Source organism: Streptococcus sp. 4094, assembly GCF_013277125.1.
Taxonomy (GTDB): domain Bacteria; phylum Bacillota; class Bacilli; order Lactobacillales; family Streptococcaceae; genus Streptococcus.
This window is the reverse complement of sequence record NZ_VMMI01000001.1, coordinates 24,672-48,454: the sequence shown is the minus strand read 5'-3', so window position 1 is coordinate 48,454 and position 23,783 is coordinate 24,672. Positions and strand designations below refer to the sequence as shown.

22 protein-coding genes and 1 pseudogene are annotated in these 23,783 nt (G+C 37.2%); 22 read left to right on the top strand and 1 reads right to left on the bottom strand.

Annotated elements, in window-relative coordinates; all coding sequences use genetic code 11:
• The first annotated feature begins 113 nt into the window (after nucleotides 1–113).
• From tsaE to HT721_RS00145, 20 genes and pseudogenes are all read left to right on the top strand, one after another.
• On the top strand, nucleotides 114–557 hold the full coding sequence (gene tsaE, locus HT721_RS00245) for a tRNA (adenosine(37)-N6)-threonylcarbamoyltransferase complex ATPase subunit type 1 TsaE (protein ID WP_000288238.1): 444 nt from the start codon (nucleotides 114–116) through the stop codon (nucleotides 555–557).
• On the top strand, nucleotides 547–1,065 hold the full coding sequence (locus HT721_RS00240; protein WP_049520988.1) for a GNAT family N-acetyltransferase: 519 nt from the start codon (nucleotides 547–549) through the stop codon (nucleotides 1,063–1,065). The genes tsaE and HT721_RS00240 overlap by 11 nt, the downstream gene beginning before the upstream one ends.
• Before the next feature lie 7 nt (nucleotides 1,066–1,072).
• Nucleotides 1,073–2,089: an LCP family protein gene (locus HT721_RS00235; RefSeq protein WP_173228664.1), complete on the top strand. Its 1,017-nt coding sequence runs from the start codon at nucleotides 1,073–1,075 to the stop codon at nucleotides 2,087–2,089.
• An 83-nt stretch (nucleotides 2,090–2,172) separates the two neighbouring features.
• Complete coding sequence (locus HT721_RS00230) at nucleotides 2,173–3,429, top strand: competence/damage-inducible protein A (protein WP_173228663.1); 1,257 nt, start codon at nucleotides 2,173–2,175, stop codon at nucleotides 3,427–3,429.
• Between the two features lie 54 nt (nucleotides 3,430–3,483).
• Entirely contained in the window at nucleotides 3,484–4,650 is a 1,167-nt protein-coding gene (gene recA, locus HT721_RS00225) for a recombinase RecA (RefSeq protein WP_050234077.1), read from the top strand.
• A 114-nt stretch (nucleotides 4,651–4,764) separates the two neighbouring features.
• Nucleotides 4,765–6,135, top strand: coding sequence for an MATE family efflux transporter (locus HT721_RS00220; protein WP_173228661.1), 1,371 nt, complete (start codon nucleotides 4,765–4,767; stop codon nucleotides 6,133–6,135).
• A 380-nt stretch (nucleotides 6,136–6,515) separates the two neighbouring features.
• On the top strand, nucleotides 6,516–7,466 hold the full coding sequence (locus HT721_RS00215; protein ID WP_173228659.1) for an N-acetylmuramoyl-L-alanine amidase family protein: 951 nt from the start codon (nucleotides 6,516–6,518) through the stop codon (nucleotides 7,464–7,466).
• A 370-nt stretch (nucleotides 7,467–7,836) separates the two neighbouring features.
• Nucleotides 7,837–8,181: a helix-turn-helix transcriptional regulator gene (locus tag HT721_RS11245; RefSeq protein WP_050086717.1), complete on the top strand. Its 345-nt coding sequence runs from the start codon at nucleotides 7,837–7,839 to the stop codon at nucleotides 8,179–8,181.
• Between the two features lie 12 nt (nucleotides 8,182–8,193).
• The gene (locus tag HT721_RS00205) at nucleotides 8,194–8,940 is read left to right on the top strand and encodes an ImmA/IrrE family metallo-endopeptidase (RefSeq protein WP_309598780.1); all 747 of its coding nucleotides are present in this window, start codon (nucleotides 8,194–8,196) and stop codon (nucleotides 8,938–8,940) included.
• Nucleotides 8,933–9,355: pseudogene (locus HT721_RS00200) on the top strand (hypothetical protein); the annotation flags it as partial. The gene HT721_RS00205 and the pseudogene HT721_RS00200, both read left to right, overlap by 8 nt.
• Nucleotides 9,356–10,078: 723 nt before the next feature.
• Entirely contained in the window at nucleotides 10,079–10,633 is a 555-nt protein-coding gene (locus tag HT721_RS00195) for a PBECR4 domain-containing protein (RefSeq protein ID WP_345789794.1), read from the top strand.
• 219 nt (nucleotides 10,634–10,852) lie between these two features.
• A complete protein-coding gene (locus HT721_RS00190; RefSeq protein ID WP_138704747.1) occupies nucleotides 10,853–11,368 on the top strand; it encodes a hypothetical protein in 516 nt (171 codons plus the stop codon).
• 341 nt (nucleotides 11,369–11,709) lie between these two features.
• Complete coding sequence (locus HT721_RS00185) at nucleotides 11,710–12,297, top strand: hypothetical protein (protein ID WP_138704746.1); 588 nt, start codon at nucleotides 11,710–11,712, stop codon at nucleotides 12,295–12,297.
• Between the two features lie 14 nt (nucleotides 12,298–12,311).
• Nucleotides 12,312–12,656, top strand: a complete 345-nt coding sequence (locus HT721_RS00180) for a hypothetical protein (RefSeq protein ID WP_050252545.1) — start codon at nucleotides 12,312–12,314, stop codon at nucleotides 12,654–12,656.
• Nucleotides 12,656–13,090: a protein-export chaperone SecB gene (locus HT721_RS00175; RefSeq protein WP_054388361.1), complete on the top strand. Its 435-nt coding sequence runs from the start codon at nucleotides 12,656–12,658 to the stop codon at nucleotides 13,088–13,090. Before HT721_RS00180 ends, HT721_RS00175 begins: the two co-directional genes overlap by 1 nt.
• A gap of 594 nt (nucleotides 13,091–13,684) precedes the next feature.
• Nucleotides 13,685–16,378: a YSIRK-type signal peptide-containing protein gene (locus HT721_RS00170; protein WP_173228655.1), complete on the top strand. Its 2,694-nt coding sequence runs from the start codon at nucleotides 13,685–13,687 to the stop codon at nucleotides 16,376–16,378.
• On the top strand, nucleotides 16,375–17,616 hold the full coding sequence (locus tag HT721_RS11025) for a DUF1542 domain-containing protein (protein ID WP_240149944.1): 1,242 nt from the start codon (nucleotides 16,375–16,377) through the stop codon (nucleotides 17,614–17,616). The genes HT721_RS00170 and HT721_RS11025 overlap by 4 nt, the downstream gene beginning before the upstream one ends.
• An 829-nt stretch (nucleotides 17,617–18,445) precedes the next feature.
• Nucleotides 18,446–19,375: a sugar ABC transporter permease gene (locus HT721_RS00155; RefSeq protein ID WP_007284784.1), complete on the top strand. Its 930-nt coding sequence runs from the start codon at nucleotides 18,446–18,448 to the stop codon at nucleotides 19,373–19,375.
• Between the two features lie 13 nt (nucleotides 19,376–19,388).
• A complete protein-coding gene (locus tag HT721_RS00150) occupies nucleotides 19,389–20,312 on the top strand; it encodes a carbohydrate ABC transporter permease (RefSeq protein WP_000818348.1) in 924 nt (307 codons plus the stop codon).
• A 181-nt stretch (nucleotides 20,313–20,493) separates the two neighbouring features.
• Nucleotides 20,494–21,969 (top strand): ABC transporter substrate-binding protein, encoded by a 1,476-nt coding sequence (locus HT721_RS00145; RefSeq protein ID WP_166730975.1) that lies wholly within the window; start codon nucleotides 20,494–20,496, stop codon nucleotides 21,967–21,969.
• A gap of 148 nt (nucleotides 21,970–22,117) precedes the next feature.
• Here HT721_RS00145 and HT721_RS11020 read toward each other — a convergent pair whose 3' ends face one another.
• Nucleotides 22,118–22,504: a hypothetical protein gene (locus HT721_RS11020; protein ID WP_240149943.1), complete on the bottom strand. Its 387-nt coding sequence runs from the start codon at nucleotides 22,502–22,504 to the stop codon at nucleotides 22,118–22,120.
• A 183-nt stretch (nucleotides 22,505–22,687) separates the two neighbouring features.
• Between HT721_RS11020 and HT721_RS00135 the strand changes: the two genes are divergently transcribed.
• Both HT721_RS00135 and HT721_RS00130 read left to right on the top strand, forming a co-directional pair.
• The gene (locus HT721_RS00135) at nucleotides 22,688–23,035 is read left to right on the top strand and encodes a LytTR family DNA-binding domain-containing protein (RefSeq protein WP_112444768.1); all 348 of its coding nucleotides are present in this window, start codon (nucleotides 22,688–22,690) and stop codon (nucleotides 23,033–23,035) included.
• Nucleotides 23,032–23,781, top strand: coding sequence for a response regulator transcription factor (locus tag HT721_RS00130; RefSeq protein WP_164226697.1), 750 nt, complete (start codon nucleotides 23,032–23,034; stop codon nucleotides 23,779–23,781). The genes HT721_RS00135 and HT721_RS00130 overlap by 4 nt, the downstream gene beginning before the upstream one ends.
• The last annotated feature ends 2 nt before the right edge of the window (nucleotides 23,782–23,783 follow it).

Genomic DNA, 23,783 nt, shown 5'->3' with positions numbered 1-23,783 from the left:
CCGTACTCAAGTACAGCCTGCGGCTAGCTTCCTAGTTTGCTCTTTGATTTTCATTGAGTATAAGTTTAGCAGGAAAATAGACACAAAAGAAAAGTTTTTGGTATAATAAGAATATGTACACAAAAAATGAAGAAGAACTGCAAGCCTTAGGGGAGCGTTTGGGTCATTTATTAGAAAAGAATGATGTTTTAATCTTAACTGGAGAACTGGGCGCAGGTAAAACGACCTTTACTAAAGGACTTGCTAAAGGTTTACAGATTTCTCAAATGATTAAAAGTCCCACCTATACTATCGTAAGAGAGTATGAAGGCAGACTGCCACTTTATCACCTAGATGTTTATCGTATTGAAGGAGATGCGGATTCTATCGATTTGGATGAGTTTCTCTTTGGTGGCGGAGTGACTGTTATCGAGTGGGGAAATCTCTTAGGTGATGCCTTACCAGATACTTATTTAGAATTGGAAATTCTAAAAGAAGCAGATGGACGTCGTTTAAATTTTCAGGCAAAGGGTTTGCGTGCAGAAAAGCTTTTAGAGGAGCTTCAACATGGAGTATGAATTGCTCATTAGAGAAGCAGAGCCTAAAGATGCAGCTGAATTAGTGGCCTTTTTAAATCGTGTGAGTTTGGAGACAGATTTTACCAGCTTAGACGGAGATGGTATTCTCTTGACCAGTGAGGAGATGGAAATATTCCTCAACAAGCAAGCTAGTTCGGACAATCAGATAACCTTACTTGCATTCTTAAATGATAAAATTGCTGGTATTGTAAATATTACAGCTGACCAGCGCAAGAGAGTCCGTCATATTGGAGATCTCTTTATTGTGATTGGAAAAAGATATTGGAATAATGGATTGGGAAGTTTGTTGCTAGAGGAAGCGATAGAATGGGCACAAGCAAGTGGCATTCTGCGTCGTCTCCAGCTGACTGTCCAAACTCGTAATCAAGCAGCAGTTCATCTGTATCAAAAGCATGGCTTTGTAATTGAAGGTCGCCAAGAGCGTGGAGCATATATAGAAGAAGGGAAATTTATCGATGTTTACTTGATGGGTAAACTGATAGATTAGTAGAAATATGGTTAAAAAAATTATTGGAATGGTGCTAGCTTTACTTTCTGTAACTGTAGTAGGAGCAGGTATTTTTGCTTATACTATTTATCAACAAGGGACAGAAGCCTTAGCTAAAACCTATAAAAAAATCGGCGAAGAAACCAAGGTTATTGAAGCTACTGAACCTCTAACTATTCTGTTAATGGGAGTGGACACCGGAAATGCTGAACGAACTGAAACTTGGGTCGGTAGAAGTGATAGCATGATCTTGATGACAGTGAATCCTAAAACGAAAAAAACAACAATGATGAGTTTAGAGCGGGATATTCTGACCCGCATTGAATCAGGGAATGGTCAAGCTCATGAAGCGAAACTGAATTCAGCATATGCAGATGGTGGAGCAGAGCTTGCTATAGAAACTATTCAAAAAATGATGAATATCCATATTGATCGCTATGTGATGGTCAATATGAAAGGGTTGCAAAAACTAGTGGATGCAGTAGGTGGTATTACAGTCAATAATACCCTAGGTTTCCCAATTTCTATCAGTGACCAAGAAGAATTTAATACCATTTCTATCGGTGTTGGGGAGCAACATATTGGTGGAGAAGAAGCCCTAGTCTATGCACGAATGCGTTACCAAGATCCTGAGGGAGATTATGGTCGTCAAAAACGTCAACGTGAAGTTATTCAAAAAGTCATGGAAAAAGCCCTCAGTTTAAATAGCGTTGGTCATTATCAAGAGATTCTAAAAGCTTTGAGTGACAATATGCAGACCAATATTGATTTGTCTGCAAAAAGTATCCCTAACTTGCTAGGCTATAAAGATTCATTTAAAACCATTGAAACTCAGCAGTTGCAGGGTGAAGGAGAGATGCTTCAAGGTGTTTCTTACCAGATTGTTTCGAGAGCCCATATGTTGGAAATGCAAAATCTACTCCGACGTTCTTTGGGACAAGAAGAAGTCACTCAGCTTGAAACCAATGCGGTCTTATTTGAAGATTTATTTGGCAGAGCCCCTGTTGGTGATGAAGATAATTAACTTTTGATACAAATAAAAAATCAATCGTGGGAAATTTCCTGCGATTTTTTCAAAAAAATACGAATAGATAGGTAGGAGGAAACATGAAAGCAGAAATCATTGCTGTTGGAACAGAGATTTTGACAGGACAAATTGTCAACACCAATGCCCAGTTTTTATCGGAAAAACTAGCAGAGATTGGGGTAGACGTATATTTTCAGACGGCTGTAGGAGACAATGAAGCTCGTCTCTTGGCTTTGCTTGAGATTGCCAGTCAACGTAGCAGTCTGGTGATTTTGACAGGCGGTTTGGGACCAACTGAGGACGATTTGACCAAACAAACTCTAGCTAAATTTTTAGGGAAAGAATTAGTCTTCGATCCTCAGGCTCAGGAGAAGTTAGATGTCTTTTTCGCCCAGCGACCAGATTATGCCCGAACACCGAATAACGAAAGACAAGCCCAAATTGTAGAAGGAGCGACTCCACTGCCAAACGAAACGGGGCTGGCTGTGGGAGGAATACTAGAAGTAGATGGAGTGACCTACGTTGTCCTTCCAGGTCCACCAAGTGAATTGAAGCCTATGGTTTTAAACCAACTTCTACCTAAGTTGATGACAGGGAGCAAGCTGTATTCCCGAGTTCTTCGTTTCTTTGGAATTGGAGAAAGTCAGCTGGTTACGATTTTGGCTGATTTGATTGATAATCAGACAGATCCGACCTTGGCCCCCTATGCTAAGACAGGAGAAGTCACTCTGCGTCTGTCAACAAAGGCTAGCAGTCAAGAAGAGGCGAATCAAGCGTTGGATATTTTGGAACATCAAATTTTGGATCGCCAGACCTTTGAAGCTCTTTCTTTACGAGACCTTTGTTATGGTTATGGGGAAGAGTCCAGCTTGGCCAGCATTGTGATAGAGGAACTGAAAAAACAAGGGAAAACCATCACGGCTGCAGAGAGTTTGACGGCAGGTCTTTTCCAAGCTACTGTAGCGGATTTTTCGGGTGCTTCAAGTATATTTAAAGGTGGTTTTGTAACCTATAGCCTGGAGGAAAAATCAAAGATGTTGGATATTCCTGTCAAGGATTTGGAAGAACAGGGTGTTGTGTCTGAATTTACAGCTCAGAAGATGGCTGAGCAGGCACGAAGCAAGACTCAATCTAATTTTGGCCTTAGTTTGACTGGAGTGGCAGGACCAGATATCCTAGAAGGGCACCCAGCTGGGACAGTCTTCATAGGCTTGGCGCAAGAGCAAGGAACTGAGGTTATCAAGGTGAATATTGGAGGCAGAAGTCGAGCAGATGTACGTCATATTGCGGTTATGCATGCTTTTAACCTAGTTCGCAAGGCTTTATTAAGTGACTAACTTTTGATATAATAGTAGATAGGTCTGAGGACCATTAGAATGTAGGAGAATAGAATGGCGAAAAAACCAAAAAAATTAGATGAAATTTCAAAAAAATTTGGGGCTGAACGTGAAAAAGCCTTGAATGACGCTCTTAAACTGATTGAGAAAGACTTTGGTAAAGGATCAATCATGCGTTTGGGTGAACGTGCCGAGCAAAAGGTGCAAGTGATGAGCTCAGGTTCTTTGGCTCTTGACATTGCCCTTGGTTCAGGTGGTTATCCTAAGGGACGTATCATCGAAATCTATGGGCCAGAGTCATCTGGTAAGACGACGGTTGCCCTTCATGCAGTTGCACAAGCGCAAAAAGAAGGTGGGATTGCAGCCTTTATCGATGCGGAACATGCCCTTGATCCAGCTTATGCTGCGGCCCTTGGTGTCAACATTGACGAATTGCTCTTGTCACAACCAGACTCAGGAGAGCAAGGTCTTGAAATTGCAGGAAAATTGATTGACTCAGGTGCTGTAGATCTTGTCGTGGTCGACTCAGTTGCAGCCCTTGTACCTCGTGCGGAAATTGATGGAGATATCGGAGATAGCCACGTTGGTTTGCAGGCCCGTATGATGAGTCAGGCCATGCGTAAACTTGGCGCCTCTATCAATAAAACCAAAACAATTGCCATCTTTATCAACCAATTGCGTGAAAAAGTTGGAGTGATGTTTGGAAATCCAGAAACAACACCTGGTGGACGTGCTCTGAAATTCTATGCTTCAGTGCGTTTGGATGTTCGTGGTAATACACAAATTAAGGGAACTGGTGACCAAAAAGAAACCAATGTTGGTAAAGAAACTAAGATTAAGGTTGTAAAAAATAAGGTAGCTCCACCGTTTAAGGAAGCCGTAGTTGAAATTATGTACGGAGAAGGAATTTCTAAGACTGGTGAACTCTTGAAGATTGCAAGCGATTTGGATATCATCAAAAAAGCAGGAGCTTGGTATTCTTACAAAGATGAAAAAATTGGGCAAGGTTCTGAGAATGCTAAGAAATATTTGGCAGAGCACCCAGAAATCTTTGATGAAATTGATAAGCAAGTCCGTTCTAAATTTGGCTTGATTGATGGAGAAGAAGCTTCAGAACAAGATACTGAAAACAAAAAAGATGAAGCAGTTCAAGCAGATTCTGTGAATGAAGAAGTCACACTTGACCTAGGCGATGAACTTGAAATCGAAATTGAAGAATAAGCTGTTAAAGTAGTGGAGAAATCCGCTACTTTTTCGATTTTTGATTCAAGTTTTTAGATCATCTATAGTTTGCTGTTTCTTGTCGCTCTGCTAGAAAGCTGATATAATAGCCTTATGAATAAAAAACGAACAGTGGACCTGATTCATGGTCCGATTCTTCCCTCGCTTGTGAGTTTTGCCTTCCCAATCTTGCTGTCTAATATTTTTCAACAGCTCTATAACACTGCTGATGTCTTGATTGTTGGGCGATTTCTGGGTCAAGATTCCTTGGCTGCAGTAGGGGTGACGACAGCAATTTTTGACCTGATTGTAGGATTCACTCTTGGTGTTGGCAATGGCATGGGAATTGTCATTGCCCGTTATTACGGGGCTCGGAATTTTATAAAAATTAAGGAAGCAGTAGCAGCCACCTGGATTTTAGGTGCTCTTTTGAGTGTTGTAGTTATGCTGCTGGGCTTTCTTGGTTTGTATCCTCTCTTGCAATACCTAGATACTCCTGCAGAAATTCTTCCCCAGTCCTATCAATATATTTCTATGATTGTGACCTGTGTTGGTGTCAGTTTTGCTTATAATCTTTTTGCAGGTTTGTTGCGGTCCATTGGGGACAGTTTGGCAGCGCTTGGTTTTTTGATTTTTTCTGCTCTTGTCAATGTGGTTCTGGATCTCTATTTTATTACACAACTGCATCTGGGAGTTCAATCCGCGGGACTTGCTACCATCATTTCGCAAGGCTTATCAGCGGTTCTCTGTTTTTATTATATCCGTAAGAGTGTGCCAGAACTTTTGCCTCAACTCAAGCATTTCAAATGGGACAAGGCCTTATACGCGGATCTCTTGGAGCAAGGTTTGGCTATGGGCTTGATGAGTTCAATTGTATCTATCGGCAGTGTGATTTTACAGTCTTCTGTTAATACCTTTGGTGCTGTAATTATTAGTGCCCAGACGGCGGCTCGCCGCATTATGGCTTTCGCCCTTCTTCCTATGACCGCTATTTCTGCTTCGATGACGACCTTTGCTTCTCAGAATTTAGGTGCTAAGCGCCCAGACCGCATTGTTCAAGGACTTCGAATAGGCAGTCGTTTAAGTATGTCCTGGGCAGTTTTTGTTTGTGTCTTCCTCTTTTTTGCCAGTCCAGCCTTGGTTTCCTTCTTGGCTAGTTCGACGGATAGTTACTTGGTAGAAAATGGAAGCCTCTACTTGCAAATCAGTTCAGCCTTTTATCCTATTTTGAGTCTTTTGCTGATTTATCGCAATTGCTTGCAGGGTTTGGGGCAAAAAATCCTTCCGCTGGTTTCCAGCTTTATAGAACTAATCGGGAAAATCGCTTTTGTGGTCCTGATTATCCCTTGGGCAGGCTATAAGGGAGTTATTCTTTGCGAACCCCTTATCTGGGTTGCCATGACCATTCAACTGTATTTCTCACTGTTTCGTCACCCCTTGATAAAAGAAGGCAAGACCATATTGGCAACAAAAGTGTCATCATAGCTCGATTTGCTGAATAAAATCTCTTTCCTCTAGTGAAAATCGAAAAAACTTGTGTTTAGTTTGGTGTTGAAAATAGAGTTTAACAGACTTTTGACTTTTTTATATGATATAATAAAGTATAGTATTTATGAACAGGATATATAGAGACTGTAAAAATGTACTTTTGAAAAGCTTTTTAGTCTGGGGTGTTATTGTAGATAGAATATAGACTTTGTCAATCCTATTCACAATATCGGAATAGTGCGCTTTGATCTGATTTAATCAGTTCTATCTATAAGCCCAATCGTGACTAAGCTTGTCTTCTTTGTGAGGTAGAAATAAAGGAGTTTCTAGTTCTGGATTGTAAAAAATGAGTTGTCTTAATTGATAAGGAGTAGAATATGGAAATTGATGTGAGTAAATTAAGAACAGATTTGCCTCAAGTCGGCGTGCAACCATATAGGCAAGTCCATGCCCATTCCACAGGCAACCGCAACTCAACGGTTCAAAATGAGGCTGACTACCATTACAGAAAAGATCCTGAATTGGGCTTCTTTTCACACGTAGTCGGTAATGGTCGTGTTATGCAGGTAGGACCTGTTGATAATGGTGCCTGGGATGTTGGGGGCGGTTGGAATGCAGAAGGTTATGCACAAGTTGAACTGATTGAAAGCCATGAATCAAAAGAAGAGTTTCTGATTGACTATCGTCTCTATATCGAACTCTTGCGTAATCTAGCGGACGAGGCTGGGATACCGAAAACGCTTGATACTGCTGATTTAGCAGGTATCAAGACACACGAATACTGCACCAATAACCAACCCGATAATAACTCAGATCACATTGACCCCTATCCTTATCTTGCCAAATGGGGTATTAGCCGTGAGCAATTCAAGCAGGATATTGAAAACGGCTTGACGATTGAAGCAGGATGGCAACAGAACGATACTGGTACCTGGTATGTACATTCAGACGGCTCTTATCCAAAAGATAAGTTTGAGAAAATTAACGGCACTTGGTACTATTTCGACGGCTCAGGCTATATGCTTGCAGACCGCTGGAAGAAGCACACAGATGGCAATTGGTACTGGTTTGACCAATCAGGGGAAATGGCCACAGGCTGGAAGAAAATCGCTGAGAAGTGGTACTATTTCGATGGAGAAGGTGCTATGAAAACAGGCTGGATCAAATACAAGGAGACTTGGTACTATCTTGATAGTCAAAATGGGGACATGGTTTCTAATGCCTTTGTCAAATCAAATGATGGCTGGTATTACCTTAAAGAAGATGGCACGATAGCAGACAAACCAGAATTTACAGTCGAGCCTGAAGGCTTGATAACAGTAAAATAATAATGGAATGTCTTTCAAATCAGAACAGCGCATATTATTAGGTCTTGAAAAAGCTTAATAGTATGCGTTTTCTTGTGGAGATATTTCCTTTAATTTTTGCTACTATATTAAATAAAAATCAAAAAGCAAATTAGAAAGTTATGCTCAAATAAAATCTAAATTTGACAATGTAAACCGAGTCGGATAGCTTTAAGTACTGTTTTGAGGTTGAAGATACGATTTTTGATAGGAACTCATCAAATAAGTTTAATATCATCAATTTTGGATTTTTAAGCAGTATCAATAAATTACTTCCTTGTTTTGTCATAATTTTTTTATTTAAAAAATTGACTTTATGACAAGAGTGTGCTATTCTTTTTATGAGAGGTGTATGAATATGATAAATGTATGTGATGTTGGAAAAAGAATAAAAGAACTTAGAATATCTTCAAATCTTACTCAAGATAAGATTGCTGAATATTTGTCTTTGAATCAAAGCATGATTGCCAAAATGGAAAAAGGTGAAAGGAATATCACGTCGGATGTTATTGAGAAACTATCTGCCCTGTTTTGCTGTACGGTTGACTATCTTTTGTTTGGCGAACAAGCTGAACAACAGTGTGTAATATCGTTTAGAAAAAATAAAATAGTAGACCAAGATCTTAAAGTTTTAGCGAAAATCAATAAAATTGTATTGAATCAATTTGAGATAGATCAGCTATTGGAGACAAAATAAATGATTGATAAAATGGATTTAAGTAATAAAGCTTCAAATCTTAGAAAAAAGTTGGGAGCTGATGGTGAAGCGCCGATAGATATTTTTAAATTGGTACAAAAGATAGAAAATTTGACGCTGGTATTTTATGGACTCGGAAAGAATATTAGCGGAGTCTGTTATAAAGGAACTCAGTCCAGTCTCATTGTAATCAATTCAGACATGTCATTAGGAAGGCAAAGATTTTCTTTAGCACATGAACTGTATCATCTTTATTATGATGAGGTGAAGAAGAGTTCAGTCAGTTTTATTTTGATTGGTGAAGGAGATGAAACTGAAAGAAAAGCGGATCAGTTTGCTTCTTATTTTTTAATTTCCCCATCTTCACTGTATAGGATGGTTGAGGAAATAAGAGAAAATGCCAATAGAACTCATCTTGAAGTAGAAGATATTATAAAATTAGGTCAGTTTTATGGTATCAGTCATAAAGCTATGTTATATAGATTGCGGAATGATGGATACCTTGACGCAGAAGAAATTAAAAATATGGATATTAGTGTTATAGAGACAGCTTCAAGATTAGGCTATGATACAAGTTTATATCGTCCTTTGTCAGAAAGTAAAAAGGAAATGGTATTAGGACACTATATTAAATCGACTGAACAACTTTTAGAAAATAACAGAATTTCGCAAGGGAAGTATGAGGAACTGCTACTAGATGCTTTCAGATATGATATTGTATATGGGCTAGATGAAGAGGGGGAGTTGTCGTTTGACTAGTCGTGTATTTATTGATACAGATTGTATTTCAGCATTTTTATGGGTTGGCACTGAATATCTTTTAGAAAAGCTCTATTCGGGTAAAATTGTTATTCCACAAGAGGTGTATGATGAAATCAATATACCTACAATCCCCCATTTAAAATCTAGGATAGACCAGTTAGTAGCTAAGGGTTCGGCTGAGATTGTGAGCATAGACATTGGAACTGAAGAATACGCATTATATAGAGATTTAACAAGAAATCATGATAGTAACAAGGTTATTGGTAAGGGAGAAGCGGCTTCTATTTCCTTAGCGAAAAAGCATAATGGGATATTAGGAAGTAATAACCTAAGAGATGTTAAACCATATGTAGAAGAATTTTCTTTAGAACATATGACAACAGGAGATATACTGGTTGAAGCGTTTAAAGCGCAATTTATTACTGAACAAGAGGGCAATCATATCTGGAATAATATGCTTAAAAAGAGAAGGAAAATTGGGGCGGCTTCTTTTTCAGACTATCTTCGTGGAAGTGTTCATCAAAATAGACAAAAATAAATTTGGATAAATCGAACTCACTATTCAGTAGGCATATGAGCAATTCGAAGAAGAAAAGTGTCAAATTGAGCCTATAGGAGTAGAAATGAAATAGTAAGTCCTGCATAGTGGATGAGAGAAAAGTTCTCCTTGAAGTTTCCCTGAACTATCAGTCGTATGTTAAACGATATGTAGGGTGATGTGAGAGGGGATAGCGAGTAGTTCTTAGTTGTTTTATCAAAAAACTTGTATTTTATCATACTGAATGATAAAATACAAGAAAAATAGTAGAATAAAGGAAAGCTTTTCTAAAATGTGTATCTTCCCACAGGATTCGTTCTTGTGGGATTTTTTTCGTTAAAGAAAGCGATAAATATTGACTTTTTTAAAGAAAGATGTCATAATTAAGTTGGAAAAAACGTAAAAGTATCACTTTTCTCGTTATCCCGACTCCCAAAACGTCGTTAAACCGCTCGGCAATCCATGGAGACATGGACACATAGTAGTAAGCACGCTATGTGGCTTGGCAGAGCTAAAAACTGTTCCCTTGCGATAAGCCTAATAAGCACAACATAGGGAGTTAGAGAAGCCGACTCTAATCATCCACTTTGGGCAGTAGTGAGAACTGCCCCGTGCTTTTTTTATTTTGAGAAAATATGGAGTTTGTCGTTGAAATTACTTGATTGTATTTTAGATTATCAAGAGAAATTCGATGGAAAAACATGTCAAGTATCAACGAATTATAAGCATTTAGAGACTTTCGAAGTAGATTTTTGCTTGACTGATTTACATCACTTATTTGGCTTGCACAAAATCACACGAGATTATGCTAGTCAAACAATACCTGCTATTCAAGCTGGTGTTTTTATTTTGGAAGAATATAAAAATAATCCCATGTACAACGATGTTATAGAAAGGATATCTTTGTATAGTTTTATCGGTGATATCTTCTATTCTAGGATAACAAGTTGTTGTATCCTAGCCAAAGATTTATCTAAAAACACTATGAAGTTGGACGTCATATTTTTTGAAGATAGAAACAAAAGATCCGCAATTTTAGGTTTACGAAGAGATAAAAGTGGAGTGTTTAAACCGGTTACTCTACATTTTACAAGCGCTAAGAAATATGCTAAAGTTCGTAAAACAGATGTGAAAGAAATTAAATGGTTATAAAAAAACTTTTCGCAGGCTTCAGCTTGCGTTTTTTTGTTTGATAAAATTAAAAAAATGTGTAAAAATAAGTAGAATTGAAAACAGGAAAACTCACCTCCTTTCGATTCGTCTAGCCTTTTCGTGAGGCAATGAGGGGGCGGAGAGACGCGCTCGTCAACAGAAGTATCTCATTGGAAATGTTGCTCACTTTTTAGTGAGCTTTTTATCTAGGGAATAGAAATGAAAAGCAAAAAGTTAAAATTAGGTCAAATTGATTTAAAAATGTGCAAGGATTATGACCTTATTCAAGCGATGGACTATGACTTTAAGACGAAGAAAGTAATGAATAAAGGAAGGGGATTTGCGGTAACTGTTGTCAAAATACAGGGGCTAACTTTCTTGATTCCATTTAGAAGTTACATTCCTAAAAAGTATCAATTGAAGTATAAGCTTAGAAATTCAGCAAAAGAAGGATATGTTGAAGGATTAGATATTGGTAAAACATTGATTTTAGAAGATAAAAGTTATTTACTAAATACCACTTTTCGCCTTCGGAAAGTCGAAGATTATTATAAAGTAATGGATAATGATAAAGCTATAATCAATAAGTTAGTGAAAGCTATTATAGACTATAACCGTGCTTTAGAAATGAACGATAGAAACAAACTTGAAGATCCTAAACGCTTTAAATTCTCAACATTCCAGAATTATTCTACTAGATTAAGAGTCATAACAGAAAAAGACTATTTAGAATAGATAATGTTTCCGCAGGCTTAGGCTTGTGTTTTTTTATAGTAGATTGAAATAAGATTTGAACAAATTGATTAGGAAAGTCAAATTAATTTCTAGCAATGTTTTAGTAGTCGAAGTGTACTGTTCTAGTTCCAATTCACTCTATTCTTCAAAAAAGCCCGATTTTATGGGGTTTTAATTCTGATAAAATCCGATAATTTCGGCATGATAAGGTGAGGTAGTTATTGTCTTAATGCTCAGTTACGTTCTGGAAATCGCTAGAATTTTTTCAAAAAAGCCCGTAATAGTTGAATTATCTAAGCTTTAACAGTATAATTAAGCTAGTAGCTTCATCAGGAGGTTCTATGCTACAATATAGTGGGTGGCACGGCACCACCAATAAAAGGAAAGAAAAGATTCTATCTGCTGGGTTTTCTTATGAGAAATATAAACCTGGTATTCATAAACAGAGACATCCGAACGATTTGGGTAATGGTATTTACTTTTTTCTACCTTTTAACAAAGATACTGGTAAAACGATTGCTTCTGCTTATGTCGCAAAGTATAAGTCATTTGAACTAAGCAAACCTGGGGTTAGGCCTGAGTTAATTCATGCTAAAATCACCCTAAAATCTATAGATAAGATTTTTATTTTAGATAACCCAAAAAACCAAAGGTTATTAGAGGAATATCGACAAGCGGCATCTATTCAAATTGAACGTGAGATTGCAGGTATTTCAGGTAGCGGAGCCAAAAATAGAGCTACTCTTCTTAACCAAAATCAAGGATTAATTATTGAACTGTTGCTTGATTTAGCGTCTCAGCATGGGAAGAATTATGAAGCAGTGCAGTCCAAAACATATACTGCTATTCCATCTTTACCAGTAATTGACGGAAAGAATGGAGAGGAAATTTGTATCCGTGATTTAAATTGTATTACAAACATTTTATAAATAAGGAGGCTTTTATGAGTTTATTGTCAAACTTTTTAGGAACTGAAGAATTTTCTTTGATGGATTCTCCAATGTTCCAAGAATTAGTTGAAAATATTAAGGCCAACAAAATTTATTCAGTAAACAATGAATTTGATTATGATTTGAATATATCAGGAAGTCTTAAAAAATATAAAGATGAAATCCATTTTACTCCTCAATTAAATAATCAAAAAGAGTTTGATGATTTGAATTCTGTAACTAAAGTAAATGCAATGCCTGAATATAATATAAAAAACAAGAAGTCATGTTTTTCATATTTACCAATAGATTCTGAAAACTTAATTACAACAAAAGAAAATAGTGAGGTGGCAGCTTAATGTCCTCTTTACAATTTAAAGATTATTTTTTAAATGAAGTATCATACCGAAGAAATCCTACTTTTGACCAAACAAATAGTACTATTAATTTACATCCTGAATTGTCTGCACAGATTTTAATAAGAAAATCTGAAAACCTTGCTTATGTTAACTTGATAACAAAGCAAGGAAATATAGATTCAGATGATTCTGCTTTTGAGCTTATTGTAGATATTGTTGGAGAATTTTCATTTATATATGATGAGACAGAATTTGATATTGATTTTGAAACTTTTCTTAAAGAGAATGGCTTAGCAATTCTTTGGTCCTATATTCGGCCTATCGTATCTGATATGATTACTCGGGGTAATGAGTTCCCCAACTTCATATTGCCTGTCGTTAACATTAAAAAAATGCTTGAAGACAAAGATTCTATCAAGTTAACATACGAATAAAAACAGTGTATGTATTTTTCAAAGCTCCAATGAAATGCTTTCACATTTAAAAGGTATTCGGAGAACTATAAATCAAAATTGTGATAAAAATAAATAGGATCAAAGAGTTTTGTATGATAGTAGTTTCAATTTAAACTCTACCTTCTTCGAGACTCAGCTATCAATGAAAATCACCAGAAGGGCAGTATTTTAAGGCTCTTCTGGTGGTTTTTGAATTGTTTGGTTAGTGTGAGATATGAATAATTTGGGGTTTAATATTCTTCGAAAATCTCTTCAAACCACGTCAGCTTCCATCTGCAACCTCAAAACAGTGTTTTGAGTAACCTGCGGCTATCTTCTTAGTTTGCTCTTTGATTTTCATTGAGTATAAAAACAAGAACACCTTGCCTAGCGCAGGGTGTTTCGCGTGAAACAGAAGAATTGGATAAGATGCATCATATCAAGCTTAGTTCATAACATTTGATTTATAAAACAAAAAAGAGTATAATGAATTATGCCAGTCTAAAATATGCATAAATATTTTAGGGGGGGCTTTTTATTTGTCCTTCCATTATATATTAACCGATAATTATCGGAAAAGGAGCAAAATGATATATGTTTTATAAAGGTAATGAAGATAGAGAAAAACGCTTGCGGTTTTCGATTCGTAAGGTTAGTTTTGGAGCTGCTAGTGTTGCAGTAGCAGCCTTGTTCATGTTTCCAGGAAATGGGACAGTGTCTGCTACAGAGCAAGGTGTAACCCCAACTAATGAGGGAAGACAAGGCTCACCACTGAAAGACCCAGATGTCCAGAATGGAACCTACGGGGCGACTCCAGTAGTCAGTCAGTTGGATGGAAATTCTGGTAGCAGTGAGACTACTGCTCCGAAAGATCAAGAAGAAACAACTACTCCAACATCTACTGATGCAAGCGCATCATCAGTCGAATCACCTACTGTTTCAAAAGAGAAAGAAGAAACATCTACTACTGCCACTCCAGCGCCAGTAGTATCATCGACTGCTTCAGCAACAGAAAAAGCAGAAGAAAAAGCTACATCTGACTTGGATAAAAAACAGCTAGAAGATTACGTAGCAGAAATTGATGCTAAATTAGCCTCAGGTAGCTATGCGACTAAGACAGATGAAAGTGTCGCAACCCTTAAAGAACATTTAGAATTAGCAAAACTTGCCCTAACAACAGCCACAAGTCAAGAGGAGTTGACAAAAGCTTATAGAAGACTCTTTATGACAGCAAGCAGCGGTTTACGTAGTAAGCCTAAAGCGCAAGTGGAAAGTCCTAAACTAGATACCACAGAAGGAAAAGCGACTGTCGGTAAGAAAGCCAGCAATACTGAGAAAGCTACAGGAACCAACTCTATCGCAAACTCAGGAAAACATGATTCACGTAATGGACAAGCCCTAGATAGAAACAATCCATTCCGAACAGATGGGACAACAACGGATACTGATCCATCAGCAAACCAGACTTACACAGCACCTGCAGAGAATGCGGATTTAAAAACGTTAGCAGATAAGTTAAAAGCATTGCCTGAAGTTATTGAGAATAATAAAAAAATTCAAAATATGGATGCATTAGGGGATGGAAAAAATATTGCAAAGGGTAGTGTTGCTGAAATTAAAGAATTTGGTGGATGGAAAGCAGTAGGTGAAAATGGGAAATTTGCGATTGCTAGAAAAACTGAAGCTGGAGTTTTCCCAGCATATACAGTAAATATTACTAGAACTAATCAGGTTTGGGTTAGGGAGCAATCGTTTGATAGACGTAGTGAATATATTTTATTACTATCAAAATTAGTTACTAAACAGAATAGAGACGAACCAGTCTATGATGATAAACCCTATTTAGAAAATAATGAACCCGGTGCACAAACAGCGAGAGCAGCTAAGTGGTTTGATGGAATTGAAAAAACTTTTAAAGCATATGCTTCGAATGAAGGAACAAAAGTAACAGTGAACTTTAAAACGGGTTATACTGGTGATAATAATGGATCAAAAGCTAAATATAAAGTAGAAGTGTTCAGTATTGAAAATGGCAATGAACAGTTAATTTATACGGCAGTAGTCTCACCAGAAAAAAACGTGAATAGTCCTGAAATGAAAGTAGTTGCTGCAAGAGATGGAAATGCAAAAAATCAGACTTTTAGTGCTAATAGTCTTTCAAAAGAACAGATAGAAGAAAAATTAGCTTTAACTGAAAATAGACCGAATGCAACAGGAGGGACATTTACAAGTAGAGAAATTAATTTACCAAAGGGAGTAACTTCATATAAGGTGAGAATTAGTTTGGAAAACAAACATCAAGCTGGTATGAGTTATAATTCATCTTATTTACAGTACTCTTTACCTATTACTGGATTGGACTTCAATGTAAATCAAGATACAAGTATAGTTGCGAAGAACCTCTTACAAAGAATTTATGATAAATTACTTGAAACGGAAACGACTGATAAGGCAGGGAAAACGGACGATACTATCAATGCATATACAGCTGAACTTGAAAAAGTACGTAATCTTCTTACTGGACAGTTAAAAACAACAGCAGACTATAAAAAGGCGTTTTCAACGCTTTTAGCAAAACAAGAAGCTTTAGTACCTGCGGCAACAAATGAAGAAAAGACTAATCTATCTGCGCAAGTTGATGCGTTGAAAAAGGTATCAACAGAAAATAAAACGCCTGAAAGCATTGATAAATACAATGAAGAGTTTGATAAGTACAATCAGGACATTCGGTCATTAAAAGAAGAACTAAGGACTATTTTAGCCAAACAAGGAAATGCAACTAAAGATGAGGTCAGTCAAGTATTACAAAAAGTAGAGGAAGTAAAACGCAAATTAGATGAAGCTAAAAGCTTGTTAGTTGAAAAAGGAAATAAGACGGAGTTAAGAAAAGCGGTAGGAGAAGAAACTACTGTTAAAGGAAACTTTAAATATTATAATGCAGATAAAACAAAGAGGGATGCATATGATGAAGCGATAAAAAATGGACAAACAGTAATAGCTGATGCTAATGCGGATCAAACCCAAGTAGATGAAGCGCTCAAAGCCATTACAGAGGCTAAAAAAGCCTTAGATGGAGCACCAACTGATAAAGAAGCCTTAAAAACAGCTTCAACAACAGATGCGCAAAACACCAAAACAACGGATGCGAAGTACTACAACGGAACAGACGCTCAGAAACAAGCGTATGATACGGCGGTATCAGCAGCAGCTGACGTTATCTCGAATCCAAACGCTACGCAAACCCAAGTAGATGAAGCNNTGGAGCACCAACTGATAAAACACAATTGATAAACACCACTGACGCATTAAATAATTTAATTTTAGAAGATTCGACAAAAGGAAAGACCAAAGCGACGATTGATGAGTATAAAAAAGTACAAGAAGAATCAGAGAAAGTTTTAAAAGAAGTTAAAAAAGTTATTGATAATGAAAATGCTTCACAGGTTGAGGTTGATAAAGCCTTAGAACTAGCAATTAAGGCAAAAGATGCTTTAGAAATTGCGAAAAAATCATTACTTGATGCTGTAGAAGCTAGAGAAGTAGTTGAAACGACAGCAAACGAAAAAATTGCAAGTGTCAAAGCAGATAAAAAACTTTCTGATGAAGAAAAGCAAAAAGCACTTGATACAGTTGAAGCCTTAAAAGGAAAAGCATTAGAATCAATCGACAACTCAACAAAACAATCAGACCTTGATAAAGCACTCAGAACCTTCTTATACCAAGTTGATCAAGCTGCACTTGTAGATGAACTTCCAGAATTAAACCTTGAAGCTGCCCTGAAAGCTTTAATCAACGGAGTAGTGAAAGTTGAACGCGGTACAGCCCTTTCCCAAGCAGATGTGTTAGCGAAATTAGATTTACCAGAAGAAATCTCAGTCATCAATATGGTATTGCCTGATACGAATACTGTCGGTACTAAAGTTGCTATAGTGACATTAAGATTAGCGGATGGAAGTGTACAAAAACTTGAAGTTCCAGTTGAAGTGATTTCACCAAACAATCAAGATATGATACCTCCATATAATGGTGGAAACTACGGTCCTTCTGCCGATAACGGAATGACGAACACTCAAGCCAAAGTGAATAAATCTAAGTTAGAAAGTGCTATTCATCAGCTAGATGAGCTAATCATCCAAGAATCAGCTAAGCTTGATGCAGAAACTGCAAAAGAAGCGAATGCATTATCAGCAGATGCTAAGAAAGTATTTGCTAACGCAGACGCAAGTCAAGCAGAAGTGGATGCAATGGTGAAACGTATCGAAGACTTTATGGCGAAACTTGCTCCAGTAGCTGACCATGTAACTCCAGCTGAGGACCAAAGTGTTCAGACACCAGCTGTAGCTCCAGCTACTGCTCAAGCAGCAGATGCCAACCAAGAAGCAGCAGCAAACGCGCGTACAGTCGCTAAAGAGTTGCCAAATACAGGTACAGCAGATTCTACTGTAGCTATGGTAGTAGCTGCCGCAAGTGCTTTACTTGGTCTTGGTCTTGCAGGCCGTCGTCGTAAAGAAGACGAAGAAGCTTAATTGGTAGATTGTTTGATAATTATCGAATAATAAGTCCGATTTTCAAAGCTGAAACAAGTACCTCTCATAAGAAAATCTCCTAGCAGGAAAGCCTGCTAGGAGATTTTTGCATGTCAGGAAGTGGACGGCAAACTGTAACCATTCAATAACGAGGCATATTAAAAAATTTTCAGACTCGAGAACTCACTGATAGTTACTAAGCTGGAGATTTCTTATTTGCACTTTTTGTAGGGAGTCAGTCTGGGAGAAATCAGACACTATAATGAACTGAGTCTGGACTAGTACAATATCGCTTCTAAAACATTGTTATAAATTGATTTGGCCTTGCCTTATACTCAATGAAAATCAAAGAGCAAACTAGGAAGCTAACTGCAGGTTGCTCAAAACACTGNNTTTCGAAGAGTATTAGCTTTCTAAAAAAGTTGAGAAAAGTAGTACCTTTATTTTTAGACAGAGCTCAGGATGAGTTTTGAGAAAAAACGTTAAAAAGAGAAAAACGCCTATGGTCAAAAGTCTAAGTGAACTTGATAATAGGCCTTTTTTCTAAAAATAGTGGGCTTCATTGCTCCTAAAATTTAGTTTGAGAGACAAGCACAGGGTAACAGAGTGACGCCATCACGGTGCAAATAGAGATAAAATAAACAATTGATTTAGGACATTTGTTTGATAGTGGTGATAAAGTTTTAAATCTGCTACATAATTTGTGGAGTTTTTTCTATAATTAGGAGTTTAACCTAATCTGCAAATAGGAGTATACTAATAATGTAATCGTTATCAAAAGTCTAAAAAAGAATTTTTAGATGGATATCAAATAAAAAGGGAGGAAATTATGAATAAGTTTTCAAAAACCTTGAGAGACAACTGGATTTTTCTCTTGATGGTTTTGCCAGGGGCACTCTGGTTGATTCTATTCTTCTACATTCCAGTATTTGGGAACGTGGTTGCCTTCAAAGACTACCACATGACCAGTAATGGTTTCATAGATAGTATCATAAATAGTAAATGGGTCGGACTCGATAATTTCAGATTCTTATTTAGTTCAAGAGACGCCTTTATTATCACACGAAATACGGTCCTCTACAATCTTGGCTTTATCTTTCTAGGTTTGGTTGTATCTGTAGGGATTGCCATTATCCTCAGTGAACTCCGTTCCAAGAGAATGGTGAAGATTTTCCAAACTTCTATGTTGTTCCCTTACTTCTTGTCTTGGGTTATCATCAGTTTCTTTACAGATGCCTTCCTAAATATTGATAAAGGGGTGTTCAACCATTTATTGGAAAGTCTTGGTCTCAAAGAAGTCAACTTCTACGCTGATTTGGGAATTTGGCCTTATCTCCTACTTTTCCTAGGTATTTGGAAAGGTTTTGGATATAGCAGTGTTATGTACTATGCGACAATCATGGGAATTGATCCAACCTACTACGAAGCAGCGACAGTAGATGGAGCCAGCAAATGGCAACGGATTCGCAATGTAACCATTCCGCAGTTGACACCGCTGGTAACTGTATTGACCATCCTTGCAGTCGGAAATATCTTCCGTGCAGACTTTGGTCTCTTCTATCAAATCCCTCACAATGCTGGTCAGCTTTATAACGTAACCAACGTCTTGGACGTATATGTTTATAATGGTTTGACCCAGACAGCGGATATCGGGATGGCTTCAGCAGCAGGTCTCTACCAATCAGTAGTCGGCTTGATTCTGGTGGTTCTATCAAACTTACTGGCAAGACGAGTTGATCCAAACTCAGCTTTGTTCTAGAAAGGAGGAGAATATGGCAGAAAAGAAAATTAAAAAAGAAAAAATTGATAATGTCGGCATTCACTCCTTCAGTAAGAAAGCAGATATCTTCTTCAGTATCATTTCGGGTTTGATTGCCCTCTCTTGTATCCTACCTTTTGTATTCGTTATCATTATTTCAGTGACGGACGAGAAAAGCCTCCTCCAATACGGCTACAGCTTCTTCCCATCCCAATTTGGATTAGACGGTTTTGAGTTCTTGGCACAGTTTAAGGATAAAATCTTACAAGCCCTCTTCATTTCTGTCTTTGTAACCGTAGTTGGGACATTTACAAATGTCTTTATCACAACAACCTATGCCTACGCTATTTCACGGACAACCTTTAAGTATCGCAGATTCTTTACCATCTTCGTTCTGCTCAGTATGTTGTTCAACGCTGGTTTGGTACCAGGTTATATCATGGTAACTCGTGTCCTTCAGCTTGGTGACACTGTTTGGGCCTTGATTGTTCCAATGCTTCTCTCACCATTTAACATCATCTTGATGCGTTCCTTCTTCAAGAAGACCATCCCAGAAGCCATTCTTGAATCCGCTCGTATCGATGGTGCCAGTGAGGCCCGGATTTTCTTCCAAATCTGTTTACCATTGTCACTACCAGGTATCGCAACCATCACGCTTTTGACAGCTCTTGGTTTCTGGAATGACTGGTTCAACGCCCTTCTGTACATCAAGAGTGACAACTTGTATCCATTACAATATTTGCTGATGCAAATCCAACAAAATATGGACTACATTGCCAAAGCGGTCGGCTTGACTGGTCAACTGGGAGTTGCTCTACCGAAAGAAACAGGTCGTATGGCCATGGTTGTGGTCGCAACCCTTCCAATCGCGATTTTGTATCCATTCTTCCAACGCTACTTTGTAAAAGGTTTGACTATCGGTGGTGTGAAAGAATAGTGCTTATTGAGAAAGAACATTTCTCAGTTCCCAACTTCCCTTGTGTGAAGTTAATACTCTTCGAAAATCTCTTCAAACCGCGTCAACGTCGCCTTGCCGTATAGATGTTACNNNNATTTTCATTGAGTATAAGATCATTACATTGTTTATAAGTTTAAAAATAAAAAAAGGAGTTTTTATCATGAAAAACTGGAAAAAATATGCTTTTGCATCTGCTAGTGTAGTCGCTTTGGCTGCAGGTCTTGCTGCTTGTGGAAATTTGACAGGTAACAGCAAAAAAGCTGCTGATTCAGGTGACAAACCTGTTATCAAAATGTACCAAATCGGTGACAAACCAGACAACTTGGATGAATTGTTAGCAAATGCCAACAAAATCATCGAAGAAAAAGTTGGTGCCAAATTGGATATCCAATACCTTGGCTGGGGTGACTATGGTAAGAAAATGTCAGTTATCACATCATCTGGTGAAAACTATGATATCGCCTTTGCAGATAACTATATTGTAAATGCTCAAAAAGGTGCTTATGCTGACTTGACAGAATTGTACAAAAAAGAAGGTAAAGACCTTTACAAGGCACTTGACCCAGCCTACATCAAGGGTAATACTGTAAACGGTAAAATTTACGCTGTTCCAGTTGCAGCCAACGTTGCATCATCTCAAAACTTTGCCTTCAACGGAACTCTCCTTGCCAAATATGGTATCGATATTTCAGGTGTTACTTCTTACGAAACTCTTGAGCCAGTCTTGAAACAAATTAAGGAAAAAGCTCCAGACGTAGTACCATTTGCAGCTACTAAGAACTTCATCCCTTCTGAGAACTTTGACTATCCAGTAGCAAACGGGCTTCCATTCGTTATTGACCTTGAAGGTGATACTACTAAAGTTGTAAACCGTTACGAAGTGCCTCGTTTCAAAGAACACTTAAAGACTCTTCACAAATTCTATGAAGCTGGCTACATTCCAAAAGACGTCGCAACAAGTGACACTACATTTGACCTTCAACAAGATACTTGGTTCGTTCGTGAAGAGACAGTAGGACCAGCTGACTACGGTAACAGCTTGCTCTCACGCGTTGCTAACAAAGACATCCAAATCAAACCAATCACAAACTTTATTAAGAAAAACCAAACAACACAAGTTGCTAACTTTGTCATCTCAAACAACTCTAAGAACAAAGAAAAATCAATGGAAATCTTGAACCTCTTGAATACGAACCCAGAACTTTTGAACGGCCTTGTTTACGGTCCAGAAGGCAAGAACTGGGAAAAAATTGAAGGTAAAGAAAACCGTGTTCGCGTTCTTGATGGCTACAAAGGAAACACTCACATGAGTGGATGGAACACTGGTAACAACTGGATTCTTTACATCAACGAAAACGTTACAGATCAACAAATTGCAGATTCTAAGAAAGAATTGGCAGAAGCTAAAGAATCTCCAGCGCTTGGATTCATCTTTAACACTGACAATGTGAAATCTGAAATCTCAGCTATTTCTAACACAATGCAACAATTTGATACAGCTATCAACACTGGTACTGTAGACCCAGATAAAGCGATTCCAGAATTGATGGAAAAATTGAAATCTGAAGGTGCCTACGAAAAAGTATTGAACGAAATGCAAAAACAATACGATGAATTCTTGAAAAACAAAAAATAATCAGCTAAATTGATTTCGTGTATTCATTCCTAATTCCTAAAATAAGAATCACTGCTTTCCTCAGGATTATCTGGGGAAGGCAGTGATTTTTTGAAAGTTTTTGAAGCCATGTATGCTGAGGAAATGTATAAAGACTACCAAACCTAATTTATTTCAGGTTGTTATAAATACCATCTAAATATGAGTGAATTTCTTGTCGTATAGATTGTAAAGAATGATTTCTAGTTGTATCAATGACACCGAATATTCTGTAATGACTACGGAAAAGTTTATCATAATCAATGTGACTTCCTATGATGATAATGTTGGCAAATTCAGAACGGAGTCGTATATCTTCTATATAAGAATACATTGTATCTGAAGATAAAAACATTGATTTTATGATAAAATAGGTAGTAGTGTTATAGGAATAGATGATACGCCTAGAAACTATAATTCTCGTTTTTGTTGATAAGTTTTCTTTAATATAAGAATTGATGTCACTTGTGATGATATATCCTAATAATGAAAAATGTAGAATTTGAATTGTATCCATATTTCTCCTCTTGCTCTATCATATCAAAAACATCCGATAGAAGATGTCGAAATCTTAGATTGTATAACTGTTAGCATGAAATGTTGAAAAATAACCATTTATGATAACTCAGATACCTTTTAAGATTTTTTCCATCATAGGATACTAGTTTTGATATGATATAGGAGAGTAAGGAGGAAAAATATGCAAGAATATATTTTAAGCCAAGGCAGAGCAGTTGTTAAAGTGCCTCATTCTAAGGTTTACTATGTGACAACACATCCTACGAAGGCACATGCTGTTATTTTTATTACAGCTGATGGAGTATTTGAGAAGTATATGAGCCTAGCTAGAGTTGAGGAAATGAGTCTGGGGAAATTGTTCAGGTGTCATAGAAAGTTTCTTGTTAACTTATCCAAAGTAATAGGATTGAAGTATGAAACGAAGACCATTTTATTTATGGATGAAAGAGTATCGGATATTATCTGCTCTAGAAGATATTTTAAAACTGTAAAAGAAAGATGGTTAAATACTAAAGGAGACGAGAAATGAATATCTTTATATTAGAGGATGATTTTATACAGCAGACTAGGATGGAAAATCTGGTGTATGATATTTTAGAGAAGAATTGTTGGGAAGTAAAGCACTGTGGTGTTTATGGTAAACCAAATCAATTGTTAGAAGATATGATGGAACGTGGAGGTCATCAACTTTTCTTTTTGGATATTGAAATTAAAAACGATGTTAGAAAAGGGTTAGATATTGCTTTGGAAATCAGAGATAGAGATCCAAATGCAGTCATTGTTTTTGTAACAACTCATTCAGAATTTATGCCTGTTAGTTTTCAATATCAAGTATCAGCTTTAGATTTTATTGATAAGGAATTACCTGAAAGTGCTTTTAGGGAACGTGTGGAAAAGGCAATCGCTTATGTTCACAAGAATAAACATCAACTAATGACTGAAGATTCTTTTGTGTTTACAAATTCTAAAGCACTCGTTCAGGTTCCATTTTCGGATTTGCTTTATATAGAAACGTCAATGATTCCTCATAAGCTAGTTCTTTATTCTATGAGAGAAAGAATAGAATTTTACGGTAAAATTTCTGATATATTGAAACAAGAACCCAGATTGGTTCAGTGTCATCGTTCTTTTATTGTGAATCCTTATAATATCTCTTCAATAGATAAGGAAGAAAAACTAGTCTATTTGAAGAACGGGTCAAGTTGCCTAGTATCTAGGTTAAAAATGAGGGAATTGCTGAATATAGTTAAAGATTTACATGATAGTAAGGAGTAGTA